General features: G+C 56.7%; 10 protein-coding genes and 1 pseudogene. 7 read left to right on the top strand and 4 right to left on the bottom strand.

Annotated elements, in window-relative coordinates; genetic code table 11:
• Nucleotides 1-195 precede the first annotated feature (195 nt).
• From HY788_19255 to HY788_19265, 3 genes are read right to left on the bottom strand one after another with little or no spacing between them, the layout of a single operon-like run.
• Complete coding sequence (locus tag HY788_19255; protein ID MBI4776288.1) at nucleotides 196-984, bottom strand: DUF169 domain-containing protein; 789 nt, start codon at nucleotides 982-984, stop codon at nucleotides 196-198.
• 30 nt (nucleotides 985-1,014) lie between these two features.
• Nucleotides 1,015-1,467, bottom strand: a complete 453-nt coding sequence (locus HY788_19260) for a GNAT family N-acetyltransferase (protein ID MBI4776289.1) — start codon at nucleotides 1,465-1,467, stop codon at nucleotides 1,015-1,017.
• A gap of 57 nt (nucleotides 1,468-1,524) precedes the next feature.
• Nucleotides 1,525-2,310 (bottom strand): HD domain-containing protein, encoded by a 786-nt coding sequence (locus tag HY788_19265; protein ID MBI4776290.1) that lies wholly within the window; start codon nucleotides 2,308-2,310, stop codon nucleotides 1,525-1,527.
• A 722-nt stretch (nucleotides 2,311-3,032) separates the two neighbouring features.
• On the opposite strand from HY788_19265, the gene HY788_19270 reads away from it, so the two are divergent.
• A complete protein-coding gene (locus HY788_19270; GenBank protein ID MBI4776291.1) occupies nucleotides 3,033-4,019 on the top strand; it encodes a transporter substrate-binding domain-containing protein in 987 nt (328 codons plus the stop codon).
• Between the two features lie 1,197 nt (nucleotides 4,020-5,216).
• Nucleotides 5,217-6,848 (top strand): chemotaxis protein, encoded by a 1,632-nt coding sequence (locus tag HY788_19275; GenBank protein MBI4776292.1) that lies wholly within the window; start codon nucleotides 5,217-5,219, stop codon nucleotides 6,846-6,848.
• Nucleotides 6,849-6,911: 63 nt separating this feature from the next.
• Here HY788_19275 and HY788_19280 read toward each other — a convergent pair whose 3' ends face one another.
• Entirely contained in the window at nucleotides 6,912-7,532 is a 621-nt protein-coding gene (locus tag HY788_19280; protein MBI4776293.1) for a hypothetical protein, read from the bottom strand.
• Nucleotides 7,533-7,943: 411 nt separating this feature from the next.
• On the opposite strand from HY788_19280, the pseudogene pstC reads away from it, so the two are divergent.
• The 5 genes and pseudogenes from pstC (at nucleotide 7,944) to phoU (ending at nucleotide 13,483) form a co-directional block, all read left to right on the top strand.
• Nucleotides 7,944-9,336: pseudogene (gene pstC / locus HY788_19285) on the top strand (phosphate ABC transporter permease subunit PstC).
• Nucleotides 9,337-9,373: 37 nt separating this feature from the next.
• The gene (gene pstA, locus HY788_19290) at nucleotides 9,374-10,645 is read left to right on the top strand and encodes a phosphate ABC transporter permease PstA (GenBank protein ID MBI4776294.1); all 1,272 of its coding nucleotides are present in this window, start codon (nucleotides 9,374-9,376) and stop codon (nucleotides 10,643-10,645) included.
• A 91-nt stretch (nucleotides 10,646-10,736) separates the two neighbouring features.
• Nucleotides 10,737-11,798 (top strand): PstS family phosphate ABC transporter substrate-binding protein, encoded by a 1,062-nt coding sequence (locus tag HY788_19295; GenBank protein ID MBI4776295.1) that lies wholly within the window; start codon nucleotides 10,737-10,739, stop codon nucleotides 11,796-11,798.
• Between the two features lie 87 nt (nucleotides 11,799-11,885).
• Nucleotides 11,886-12,773: a phosphate ABC transporter ATP-binding protein gene (locus tag HY788_19300; GenBank protein MBI4776296.1), complete on the top strand. Its 888-nt coding sequence runs from the start codon at nucleotides 11,886-11,888 to the stop codon at nucleotides 12,771-12,773.
• Between the two features lie 35 nt (nucleotides 12,774-12,808).
• Nucleotides 12,809-13,483, top strand: a complete 675-nt coding sequence (gene phoU / locus HY788_19305; GenBank protein ID MBI4776297.1) for a phosphate signaling complex protein PhoU — start codon at nucleotides 12,809-12,811, stop codon at nucleotides 13,481-13,483.
• The last annotated feature ends 515 nt before the right edge of the window (nucleotides 13,484-13,998 follow it).

Genomic DNA, 13,998 nt, shown 5'->3' on the forward strand with positions numbered 1-13,998 from the left:
ATGATCCGTGCGCCTACGGATTCGCTGGGTTACGTTCGCTCCGCTCGCTAACCCAGCCTACCCGGCTGACCATGGAGTCTGCCGGGCGCGGAACGGCACAAGCCTCTCCGCCGAAGGCGGTGAGGCCTGCATGTAGGGGCGTATTGCAATACGCCCCTACTTTCTCGAAAGTTTTTCCCCAACCATCCCCCGCACCTATTTTCCGGCGGGACCGGGTGTCATCAATTGGGGTGGAAAGTTCGGCTCGTGCCGGACGTCGATGGGTATGGGGTACCGGACACCGGCCCGATGGGTCACCTCGAGGCTCTCGACAACCCGTTCGATATCGTGTCCCGGTATGGTGAAGATCATTTCATCGTCCTGGACCATTCCCCAGACGCGGTCCCCGTTTCCGGGCACCACGACTTCGGGCCGGTTCGTTTGGAGGGTGCGGAGAATCCCTTCGTTGCACGACCCGAACCGCCCGCTGAAAACGGACGTCAACTCATCACCCGTCTCCCTGGTGGCTGCGTGCACCAGGCGCATGAGCTGAGCTGAATTGCAGAAGATCATGATCAGGTCCGGGTCGATCCGTCCCAGTTCCATGGGAGAAACCACGATTCCGCCGCATCGGCCCGGCTCGAGCTTGTAGCGGGTCGACGAGGCAATCAGATGGGACAGGGCGTTGTCATTAACGCCGTAATTCAGGGACTTCAGGAAGTTGAACAGCGAAGTTTCGTTCTCGCCCGGTGTGTCGGCCCAGCCGTAGAACAGTTCGGAAACCGGGCAATAGTTGTCTTCCGGCGTCAATCCGATGGTCCACCCGTATTTGCGCGCCATGGCGATGGACACGCAAATCGTGGTCTTGAACCCGAGATCGGACAGGGGGCGTCGCGTTTTGGCCGGGAATTCGCCGGCGGATGAAACCAACTTGATGCCCACGGGTATGGTCGGCGGTTTGACGAATTGATTGATCGATTGGGCCAGTTTGGTCCAGTCCTTCATAACAGTACCTCCTGGTTATACATCATTTGATTAAATATCCAACTCGAGGTTGATCATATCGCCTTTCTGGAAGCCCATGCTGTTGAAGAATTTCAAGAGAACCCAGTCCCGGCGCGTGACCAGTGTATAGATGGTAACGACTCCCGCTTTCTTGAGGCTGTTCGCCATTTCCTTGAACAGCATCCTTGCGACGCCCGTTCTCTGGCAGTCCGGGTCCACGCCGATGGTGTCGATCCAGCCGATTTTATTGGGAACGCCGTATTCCCACATGCTCGGGTAACCGATAATAAAACCGATCACCCTGCCGTCCAGTTCAGCCACCAGGGAGGATACCTGGGAACGTTTTTCCACGAGTTCGAGCTGCTTTTTCCAATAGTCGGGCCTGGGCTTGCCCAGAACCCTGATGTCGATTTCAATGATTCGGTCGAGATCCGAGGGGAGCATTGTTCGGATAGCGGGCAACCCGGAAGATTCCTCACTCATAGCACCCTCCTTTAGGTCAAATGTTCATCCAAGCCGCATCGTTCAAGTTATCCCAAATTATTCCGACTCTTCCACCACTCCTGCGAGGGCGTCGAGAATGTCGGCCCGGAATTTCTTGCCGGCCTGTGCTTGGAGTTTCTCGATGGCCACGGTTTTGCTCATCCCCTTCTGATACGGCCGGTCCGTGGTCATGGCGTCGAAGCTGTCCGCCACGCCGAGGATCTGGGCTCCGAGCGGAACATCGTCGCCTTTCAGGCGGCGGGGGTAGCCGCTTCCGTCGATGCGTTCATGATGGCAGAGCACATAATCGAGGGCCGGACCCAGGAAGTCCAGATCCTTGAGGATTTCAGCCCCGAGCCTCGGGTGATTGACGATCTCCTTGACCAGCTCCGGCGTATTCTTCAGGCCGTGGTCGGTGAACAGCGGATCGCTGAAGCCGATTTTGCCGATGTCGTGCAACTGCCCGCCGATGCGCACGAACTCGGCTTGCTCTTCGTTGATGCCGAGCCTGAGGGCCATCTTCCTCGCGCAGTCGGCGACCCGTGTCGTGTGCCCTTCCGTATACATGTCCCGGGCGCCCAAGGCCTGGGCCATGGCTGAAACCGCGCCGATGGCGTTCCGTTTGATCCGTTCGTTGAGGGCTTTCAACTCCTCGATGAGCCCTTCGAGACGGAACTCGCGCGCCTCGACCTTGACCATCATCATACCCATGGCCTCGGCCACCGTGCGCATGGATTCGGGAAACTCGTCCCTGGTGAATTCCATAATGTCGTTGGAATAGTGTCCTTCCGCGACATTCCGGATGACTTGCAGCAGCTTGCGTCCGGCTTCCTCTTCATTCATGGGATCTGCTCCTTCCAACAGGCGAAATGGTCATCGATTCCGCCCTCATGAGTAGGCCGTACCATCGCCCGGTGTCAAGTGAAAGTGGTTTTTCGGATGATCGTTGGGGAACCCTTCCGAGAAATCCCGCCGCGGCGGGACCAAACCCCTCCCAAGACTTTTCAATCGGGCTCCGGGACGGCGGTCGGCGAAGAAACACCCTCGCCACGTCCTTCTCCCTCCTCGTGGATGATTTCTCAATACGCACCAACGTTGGCCCGTGCTCGCCACTCGAACTGGAAGCCGGTTCTGATTCCCTGAATAGGCGCCTCACAACGCTTGAAGTCCAGCCCGCCCGATCCCGCTAAAATGTACCTCCAAGCTCCACGGATTGCGCAGAAGTTGAGCATTCCGTAGGGCCGATTGAGAGGGCAATGTAAACATTCGCGTAAATTTGGATAGTTACACACGTTGCATTGTAGGCATATTTCTTGCTACCCACTGGTTCTGAAAAGGCTCCGTTTACCAACGCGCCGCCGTCGGCATTGTCGGGCAAAGACGGACCGGCTGGAGATTACCGTGGAGATGAACGTCCGGGTAGCGGGCGTGAGCGTTCCGTCCTTTGGATGGGCGAGTCAGGAGGTGAAACAGAAACGTTGCTGGAAATCCGCTCTATGGACACGAGTTACGTGCTCAAATCACGAAATCGTCTAATGAACCTTCTCAGAGAAAGGAGACAACCAATGAGGCAGATTCCCGTTCCCGGGTATTTCACCATCATCACGACAACCGTACTTGCGGCCCTTGTTCTTCTGGTTTCTCAAACGGATGTGCGGGCGGCCGAAAGTGCGACGCTGGCTCAAATCAAGCAGGACGGACAGATCCGCATCGGCATGTATCTGTCGTTCGAAGGCCTGAGCTTCAAGGAAAAGGGCAAGCTCACCGGTCTTGAAGTGGCCCTTGCCGACATTCTGGCCGAGGAGCTGTCCAAGGACCTCGGGCAGACGGTTAAACCCGTGATTGTCGATCAGGAGTGGAGCCAGATCATCAAAGTGCTTCGGGACGGGAAATACGATGTGGTTTTTTCCGCCGTCATTCCGAGTCCCATGTATGCCCATTACAATGTCCGCTATTCCCGCCCGTACCTCGATACTGGACCCGTGGTCTGCTGCCGGGAAATGGACGGCAAACCCGTCAAGGACGTGACGGCGGAGGCCGGTTCCTTGGCTGATAAAAAGGTGGTGGTGATCAACGACCCCGCCGTCCGCCGTGTCATGCGACGCGCCGGAATCTATGTGCCTGCCGACGAAGGCAAGACCGATATCGAGAGAACGTTCCCGAAAAGCGAAACCGAGGCCGAGATGAACAGGGCCGGCAAAGCGGTCCCCTTGATTGCAGTGAAGGAAATCCTGCAGATTGACGAGATGCCGGTGATTTACAAGATGATCGCCGACGGCGAAGTGGACGCCGGTGTCATCGATCTCGGGATCATCTGGTGGGTGGCCAACGATTCCAAACGATGGTCCAAGAAGATCCACGCCTTTTCCCAACCTATCGGACCGTACATCTATTCGGCCGTCACACGCGCGGAAGACGAGGACCTCGGCAACCTCATGGACAAAGCCGTCGAGAGGATGTTGAAAAACCCCAAATACGCGGACACCTGTAAACAGTGGCACGGCACGGAGATATTCAGCTGGGGATTGACCGCGGATGATTTCATGAAATAGAGGCCCGGCAGGGCGACGAAGAATCCGAGCGGGTTGCCGCCGTCTCTTTATTCGAGCCTCACGTGCAGCCCGCCCGCTTCCAGGGAACGCCGGCGTTGTTCGATTCCGATCGCGCCGGCGGCCGGGTGGATCCGTCGAACGTATCTTCCCGGTTGTCGGGCCGTAGTCCGGTCCCGGACCTTTTCTCCCCGGCCGGGCGTTCCCGCAAATGCCTCGAAAGAGGGATGGGCGTGAGATGGATCCGGTAAAGATTTGCCCTTCGATTTTGGCGTTCAAACCGTACGATGCCTTCTCGATACCGGGCGTGGGTTTGCCGCACGGGTGTGTACATCATGTATGCGCGAAGCATTCTTCACCGTTGATCCGAAGCGCCGGACCGTCCCACGGAAAGGAATCTATGGAATGTTCAATAGCATCAACAAAAAAATGATCGCAATCATTTCGCTCCTTCTCCTGTGTACCGTCATACTTGGGGTGGTCGCTTTATGGTCCGTGCGAAAACAGGGAGACTTACTCCAACACGTTGCGGGCACGGCCGGTGACGTAATGGGACGAACGGCGGGGCTCGGCGAGAAGCTGAACGAAGCCGGCGCCAACGCCGCCAAGATGGGCGACATGGCCGCCGAACTCGGCGAAGAATTCAAATCCATGCGGCAATTGATCCAGGATTCCAATGTGTCGGCCGGAGAGGCGCTTCGCACCAATCTGAGTGCACTGGCCGGAACGGCTCTAAAGCTCTTGGATCGACGGATCGACTCGGCCAAGTTCCTGGCCGATGCGGCCGTAAAATCCCGCGACGTTCGAGAAAGCGCCGCCGGTTTTTATTCCGCCGGCGTGCAGGATATGGGCGGTGATCCGGGAATCGAGTTGGGCGCCGGCGTCGATCCTTACGAAGACCAGGGCGTTTTGAACGATTTTGTTGGAGCCCTGGTATCTTCCGCGAACGCGAACTTTTACACGGTGCTCGGCCTGAAAGGCGACCTTCGAGGCAAGGGTCTGTATTCAAACGAGGAAGTCTTGTTCAACGCGGATCTGTCCGATTCCTATCTCTTTCAAGCAGCCATTAGAGAAAACCGCCTCACCAAGAGCATCGACCGGATAGGGAACGACTTGGCCCTGGGAGCTGCCGCTTTTTTAAAGACCGATTCCGGCTTGGATTTGGGGCTGCTTGTTTGCGGATATTGGTTCAAATTGGATATGCTGCGCTTCCTTTCGGACGATCTGGGGGCTCGGTTGGCTCTTTTTGTCGCCGATGCCAATGGAAAGATCGGGAAAGCGCGATATTCGACATTTGTGGATCAAAAGGGCGACATACTGGAGGACATCCCCATAGAAGATGGTCTGGCCGCTGATTTCAATCAGCGATTGGCCGCCTTGATGGAAAAGGCCCGGGGGGAAAACCAGATCCTCGACGGACGTTCCGTACGTAACGATTTTCTTCAAGTGAAAGAAGTCGAAGCCGGAGGATTGACGTATGAAGTCGCCTACCAGGGGTTGTTGGACGACGAGGGCGGGTTTTTAGGCATCCTTGCGGTAGGTCGCGACGTCACGGAAACGCTCGCTCGACAAGATGAGATCATTGTCAAGTCCGAGTCCGCGATCCAAAACTCGGAACGCATCGAGATGAACCGTGAGACGATACTCGCGGCGAACGAGCAGAGCCGGAAAGAAAACCAAGAATTAGGCAAATCAACTCAACAGGCGAACGAAGAACTCAAGGGTACGCTGGCCACCGCCGGCCGTGTGGCCGGCATGGCGAGCATTACTACCCTGGCCGCCCTCCTGGGGGCGATTCTCATCGGAATCGCGATGTGTTTTCTGGTCAATCGGGTCATCACCAAACCGATCAAGAAAGTCATAGACGGTTTATCACAAAGCGCTACCCAGGTCTCATCCGCCTCGGACCAGGTATCCTCCGCGAGCCGATCGCTGGCCGAAGGATCCTCGCAACAGGCGGCCTCGGTGGAAGAATCCTCGGCGTCTCTAGAGGAAATGGCTTCCATGACCAAACAGAATGCCGGAAACGCCGGTCAGGCCGACCACCTGATGAAGACGGCCAATCAGGTGGTTGCCAAAGCCAACAGCTCCATGGACGACCTCACCAACTCCATGAAGGAGATCTCCAAAGCGAGCGAGGAGACATCGAAAATCATAAAGACCATCGATGAAATCGCCTTCCAGACCAATCTACTGGCTCTGAATGCGGCGGTCGAGGCGGCCAGAGCCGGAGAAGCGGGGGCCGGATTTGCCGTGGTGGCCAACGAAGTGCGAAACCTGGCCATGCGCGCAGCGGAAGCGGCTAAGAGCACGGCGGAGTTGATCGAGGAAACGATGATGAAAGTTAAGGCCGGATCGGACCTGGTGCGAAGGACCGGTGACGAGTTCACGGAAGTGGCGAAAAACGCGACCAAAGTCGGTGAACTGGTGGCCGCTATTGCCACTGCATCCGCGGAACAGGCCCAAGGTATCGATCAGGTAAGCAAGGCCGTGGCCGACATGGACAAAGTCACGCAGGAGAACGCGGCCAATGCAGAGGAATCGGCAAGCGCTTCAGAGGAGATGAACTCTCAAGCCGGGCGCCTTAAGAGGTTTGTGGGCGAGTTGGTGGCCCTGGTCGGCGGCCGGACTGCTTCGGATGGACAACGCCGTAGACCACGCGGCACAATCCGGAAAAAGAAGCCGGATCGGCATCCCGATGCCGAGGAGGCAAAAGCCCTTGCCGTTCACACGAGAACCGCTCCGGCCGACAAAACATCCGCCCACCAGCCGAAGCAAGTGGATCCCGAACAGGTCATCCCCCTGGATGAGAAGGAATTCGATGACTTCTAAGTTTCGCGGGGGAGCCTTTTTGAAGCGAGGCTCCCCTACCCCTCCACTTGCCGGTGTTCAGCATCATCCTTCCTGAAGCACCTTCAATAATACCGGGGCTTTCCGATCCTTCCAAATAATCCGCCGCAGTTCCTCGGCGCTCAGCGCCCGGCCGTCCAGTTCGATCCGGCGGCATCCGGACCAGAAGTCCGGAGACTGACGTTCGAAAAAATCATCGAGCGACGCGCCTTCCACATACATACCCCGTTCCAGAAAAGCCGCGCCCAGGTCTTTGGCCACCAGATTGAACAGCTTCACCCGCACCCACGTGTCTCCGCCGGAGGCCTGTGTGGTTGCGGCGCCGTAACTGATTCCCTCACGCATGGCCGCGTAATACCCTCCCTTTCTGAGAGTTGCGCCCACCAGTCCCGGTAATGCGGCCGAAAGCGCCAGAACCGCTCCCTCGGTAATCGTTGCCTTAGCAGGATCATCCACGGCTTTGTTGTTCATGAAGACCGTTTGGATGCGGTTCTGAACATATTCCTTGTCCAGGCCCAGTCGTTCACGGAGAAACGTTTCGATCGTCGACCCCAGTGCGGCTCTCACCTTGAATCCGCTCTGGAGCAACGGGTTGAAGAGGCCGGAAGAGCCCGGACGGACGGTCACGCTTAGAGTTACGGTTGATTCTGCTGGTATTGAAGCCATTGGGATGATTCCCCCGGGTAATCTGATTTCATAAAGTAAAATTGCGTGGTGAATCCGGTAAGGGGGAGAGATTTACCGCTCAACGCATCCGGCGGAAACCGTCTCCACAACCACCTTTATACTACAACATCGAGGACGGCCGGTCGAGTTCATACAATCGTAACATCCGGATCACACCTCGGCCAACAGAGGGAGGTAAAAGCAGGAACCCGGCGGTTGAGTTCACGCAATCGTAACAATCGGATCATACATCGGCCATAGATAAGCTTTAATAGACATCAAGAAATCAATTTTGGGAAGCGACATGGACCCTCCATCGGGCAACCAACCCCAAGGAGCCCGGAAACATCCAGAGGCCGTGACGGAAAACAGCGGTGTGTCCCGCACCCATTCAGAGGCAAAAGAAGAGTCATGTTTTCGAAAAGCCATATCCTCATTGGTCTCCTTGCGCTGTCATCCATCGTCTACATGATCGGTAGAAGGCGCGCTTTCAGCGTGGCGGGGGGACGGTCGAACATCCCGCGTCCTGCATTCCCGTCCCGCGTACTACGGAGCGTTGACGGCCCTGTGGTGCTTCATACCCGCGATTATCCTTTACGGGGCTTGGCTGGCCATGGAGCCGGCCATCGTCTCCCACCTGGTCATTTCCGTCCTGCCCGCTGAAATGCCGCAACTCCCTCCGGAACGCCTCAGTCTGATCATCAATGACATCAAGAACGTGGCGGAAGGCAACATCGCTTCCGGCGAGACCGGGCCCGTGATTCGGCACGCGGCGGATCATTACAACCGGCTTCGCGGCACCGGCGCGATGGCTTTGGGTGTGATTCTGCTGTGCATCGTCCTGTTCAGCACGGTTCTGGTGTACCGGAGCATTTCTCCGGGGCTGAAGGCCCGGAATCAAGTGGAGGGCGTGGTCACCCTTATTCTTATCTTCTGCTCGACCATTGCCATCTTTACCACGGTGGGTATTGTACTTTCGGTCCTGTTCGAGAGCATTCGGTTTTTCAGAATCATTCCTTTGACCGATTTTCTGTTCGGGTTCGAGTGGAGCCCTCAAATGGCCATTCGGGCCGATCAGGTGGGCTCGTCGGGCAGTTTCGGAGCCATACCGGTTTTTGCCGGCACGCTCTTGATCACCGCCATAGCCATGGTGGTGGCGGTCCCGGTCGGCCTGTTCTCAGCCATTTACATGTCCGAGTACGCGGGCAAAAAGTTTCGAACGGCCGCCAAGCCGTTGATGGAGATCCTGGCCGGCATTCCCACCGTAGTCTATGGGTTCTTTGCGGCCTTGACCGTTGCGCCGATAATCCGAAACAGCGGATCCGTTTTCGGACTGGATGTTTCTTCTGAAAGCGCCCTGGCCGCGGGTCTGGTCATGGGCGTGATGATCATCCCTTTTGTTTCCTCCCTATCGGACGACGTGATCAACGCCGTTCCGCAAGCCTTGCGGGACGGCGCCTACAGCTTAGGGGCCACCAAGTCCGAGACCATCAAGCACGTGGTGCTGCCCGCCGCTTTGCAGGGCATTGTCGGCGGGGTCCTGTTGGCTGTTTCGAGGGCCATCGTTGAAACCATGATCGTTGTGATGGCCGCCGGCCTGTCGGCCAACCTGACCGCCAATCCCTTCGAGACCGTCACCACGGTGACCGTACAGATTGTTACTCTGCTCGTCGGCGATCAGGAATTCGACAGCCCCAAGACACTGGCCGCTTTTGCCCTGGGATTGGTGCTGTTCCTGGTTACCCTGGGCCTCAATGTGATCGCCCTTCGGGTCGTTCGAAAATACAGGGAGCAATATGAGTAACGTCGGCGAAGAGAACATGTGGATCGGACCAAGTGTAATGGACGCGCCCGTGAAAACGCGGCCCATCGATATTGTCAAACAGGGCATGGTCAAACGACGGCAGGCCGAACGTCGCTTCCGGCTTTACGGACTCGGCGCCATCGTCTTGAGTCTCGGTTTTCTCGGATTCCTGCTGTTCAGCATTTCCATGAACGGTTACAGCGCCTTCAAGAAGTCCTTTGTGCGTCTCGAAATCGATTTTGACCGGGAAATCGTGGGGCGCGATCTGTCCAGAGCCGATTATCACCTCCTCGTGAAACGATCGCTTCACTATCTGTTTCCGGATGTGAAAGGCCGGAAGGATCGTCGTGAACTCTACGACATGGTAAGTCCCGGAGCGGTTTTTCAGCTTAGAGAAATGCTCCTGAAAGACCCCGATCTGGTGGGCAAAACCATGGAAGTCTGGGTTCCGGCCGACGACGACGTGGACATGGCCCTGAAAGGCTATTACCGCCGGGATGTGGCCGAAGGAGAGCGAAGGCTTACCGACCGGCAACTGGCCTGGATCGATGCCCTGAGTCAACGAAATCGACTCGACGTGCGTTTCAATAAAGCCTTCTTTGCCGCGGGTGATTCCAGAGAGCCGGAACTGGCGGGCATCCGCGGCGCACTCAAGGGTTCCTTTTACACTCTGCTGGTCACCCTTTTGCTCTCTTTTCCCATCGGGCTGGCAGCTTCGGTTTACCTCGAGGAGTTCGCGCCGAAAAACAGATGGACGGATCTCATCGAGGTCAATATCAACAATCTGGCGGCCGTTCCTTCCATTGTATTCGGCTTGCTGGGCCTGGCCGTGTTTCTCAATTTTTTCGGCCTGCCCCGCTCGGCGCCTTTGGTGGGAGGCCTTGTCCTTACCCTGATGACCCTTCCCACCATTATTATCGCCGGACGAGCCGCACTGAAGTCGGTGCCTCCCTCCATCCGAGAGGCCGCTCTGGGTATCGGCTCATCGAAAATGCAAATGGTGACCAACCATGTGCTCCCGTTGGCCATGCCGGGTATCCTCACGGGCGCCATCATCGGTATGGCGCAGGCCCTGGGAGAGACGGCTCCATTGCTGATGATCGGAATGGTGGCATTTATCGTTGACGTTCCTACCGGGATAACCTCGCCGGCCACGGTGTTGCCGGTTCAAATTTACTTGTGGGCGGACAGCCCCGAACGCGCCTTCGTTGAAAAGACCTCGGCCGCCATCATGGTTCTTCTGGCCTTCCTCATCGTCATGAACGCTCTGGCCGTCACATTGCGCAAACACTTCGAGCGCAGGTGGTAATGAGGAAGACTCCATAATAACTCTAACATGAAGATCCGGAGGGAAGGACCGACTTCGGTCCGGCCCCCAACCACCCAAAGGAGGAGAAGGAATGTTCAGAAGATGGATCGTGCTCACAACCCTGTTCTCGTTTATGTTCATCGCGGCCGTGGCATCGGCTCAAAGTTCGAGGGATCACATCGGCATCGTGGGATCCTCGACGGTCTACCCGTTCGCCACGGTCGTGGCCGAGCAGTTCGGCAAAATGACCAAGTTTCGAACCCCGAAGATCGAGTCCACCGGGTCGGGCGGCGGCCTGAAGCTGTTCTGTGACGGTATAGGAGTCCAGCATCCGGATATCGCCAACGCTTCCCGACGCATCAAAAAGTCCGAATGTGAAAAATGCGCTGAAAACGGCGTGAAGGAAATCGTGGAAGTCAAGATAGGGTACGACGGCATTGTGTTGGCCAACTCGAAAAAGGCCGCACCCATGAACATCACCCGCAAGGAGATCTTTCTGGCCCTTGCCAAAGAAGTGCCCGATCCCGACGGTGGTGAAAAAGCGATAGCCAATCCTTACCAAACTTGGAATCAGATCAACCGGAACCTTCCCGACCACAAGATCGAGGTGATGGGTCCCCCTCCGACCTCCGGAACCCGGGACGCCTTCGTCGAGCTGGCCATGGAGGAAGGAGCTAAAGAGTTCGGGTGGATCAAGGCTCTCGAGAAAGAGGACAAAAAGACGTTCAAATCCATTGCCCATACTATCCGCGAGGACGGCGCCTACATCGAGGCCGGTGAGAACGACAACCTTATCGTGCAAAAACTGGGGGCCAACTCCAATGCCAACGGAATCTTCGGATTCAGCTTCCTGGACCAGAACACGGACGCGATCCAGGGAGCTCACGTTGACGGCGTTGTCCCAACGTTTGAAAACATATCATCCGGCGCCTATCCTCTGTCGCGGCCTCTGTTCTTCTATGTCAAGAAAGCGCACGCGGGTGCGATTCCCGGTATAATGGAGTACATCGATGAATTCACCAGCGAAAAGGCATGGGGACCGGAAGGATACCTGGCGGACAAAGGCATGATTCCGATGCCCGAGGCCGAACGCGCCAAGTATCGTCAGGCCGCCGAGAAGCTCGAGACCATCTCCTGCTCCGACATAGATTAGCACTGATGTCCATGCCCGGAATCGGATCCTTGGATCCGGCTCCGGGAACCCGCAGGGAAAACCGTTTGTTACTGGATACAAGGTACTATGAATCAAACGAGGCAAGACGCGGATACGCCTTGGACGCACAAGGACAAAGACGGCGCGGGCAAGAAGCTGCAACGCCGGTATCTCGTACCAAGGGAGATCAGGGATACGGTTGGAGAACCGGAATCACCGGATCCCAAGATGCGCTGCCGCAACGTCGATGTCTATTACGGCGAAAAACAAGCGATCAAGGACGTGACTCTGGATATCGGATGCAATGAAGTCATCGCCATGATCGGACCCTCGGGATGCGGCAAGTCCACTTTCATTCGGTGCCTCAACCGCATGAACGACACGATTGAGAACTGCCGGGTGACCGGTGAGATCGCTCTGGACGGCGAGGACATCTACGACCCCAGGCTCGATGTAGGACCCTTGCGGGCCCAGGTGGGCATGGTTTTCCAGAAACCGAACCCGTTCCCCAAATCCATCTACGAGAACATCGCCTACGGGCCTCGAATTCATGGTTTGACTACCAACAGGCATGAGGCGGACGAGTGCGTGGAAACGTCACTTAACCGAGCGGGTCTGTGGGAAGAAGTCAAAGACCGTCTTCACCAGCCGGGTACCGGCCTTTCCGGGGGCCAGCAGCAGCGCCTGTGCATTGCTCGCACGATTGCGGTCAGGCCGGAAGTGATCCTGATGGATGAACCATGCTCCGCGTTGGATCCCATTGCCACCGCCATTATCGAGGATCTCATCTACGAGCTCCGCGAACGGTATTCCATCGCCATCGTGACCCACTCGATGCAGCAGGCATCGAGGGTATCGCAGAGAACAGCCTTCTTTCACCTCGGAGACTTAATCGAGGTAGGCTCCACGGAGCGTATGTTCACCCAACCGCTGCATCAATTAACGGAAGATTATATCACCGGACGGTTCGGTTAACTCGTCCGCGGGAAGCACTAAATTCAGGGACAACTATGTTGAAAAAGCACACGATGAGGGTATTCGACGAAGAACTGGCCAAGCTGGAGAAGGCCATTATCCGTATGATCGATATGGCGGCAAATCAACTCGACAACGCCGTCCTTGCCCTTTCAAACAGAGACTACACTCTTGCAAAAGAGGTCATCGAACGCGACCAAAAAGTAAACCAGCTCCAGGCCTCGGTGGACGCCTGCACCCTTCGCCTGCTGGCCATGCGGCAACCCATGGCCGTCGATTTGCGACACATCCTGGCCTCTTCACGCATGGCCTCGGATTTGGAACGCATCGCGGACTATGCTTCAAGCGTCGCCAAACGCAGCCTCGAACTGGGTGAGAACAGGGTGAAAGAGCCGGTCAACATCATCGCCGCCATGGGCAAAATCGCCTGCGCCATGTTATCCAAAGTGGCCCGGGCCTATCAGGACTCGGACCCGCAACTGGCCGTCGAGATCTGGCAGCAGGATCAAGAGATCGATCAGCTCTACTCACAGGTCATTCAAACCCTCAGCATCCTCATGTCGGGCGAGCCGGAATGCGTTGAACCCTGTATTGCCTTGCTGAACGCCTCCAGGGCCGTCGAGCGGATTGGAGACCACGTCACCAATCTGGCCGAGCACATCTACTTTATGGCCACCGGGAAAGTGTACATACCCGCGGCCGAGGATTGAAACTGCGCTCCGGCGGTGCGCTGAGAGCGGTTGGCATTGGTTTCAATGCTCTCAAAGGGGCTGACGTTCCCGAATTAGAGCCGAATCGGACGGCCGGGCGCCGCAGTCGCCCAAGTCCCAACTAATAACCCTACCCTACGTTAATCCCTCGCAACAGGCCTCAAATACGCGCCCTCCGCGGGCTGCTCCATCCGGATTACGTCATCAGCCGGACGACGGGTGCAGAATGTTCACTTTCCGGAAAACACGCCACGGCCTCTTTGTAAAAGATCTCTTTCAACTGCTTGACTAGCGCATCCCGGAGAACCGCGTGCACTTTGGCCTTTCCCAACGTTTGTTCAAGGCGTTCCTGCGGTTCATGATAAGAGTATCGCCTTGTACGGAGAAAACACCTTTGCAGGCCATTCGGAAACCTAACGTTGTGCAGCTTTATGGCGGGCTCCTGAGTGGGAACCACAAACACCGACGGGAGGCTTGCCTTCTAGTATTACATGGATATTATACGAGCAACAAGG

The sequence above is a fragment of the Deltaproteobacteria bacterium genome, assembly GCA_016208165.1.
Lineage (GTDB): Bacteria > Desulfobacterota > Desulfarculia > JACQYL01 > JACQYL01 > JACQYL01.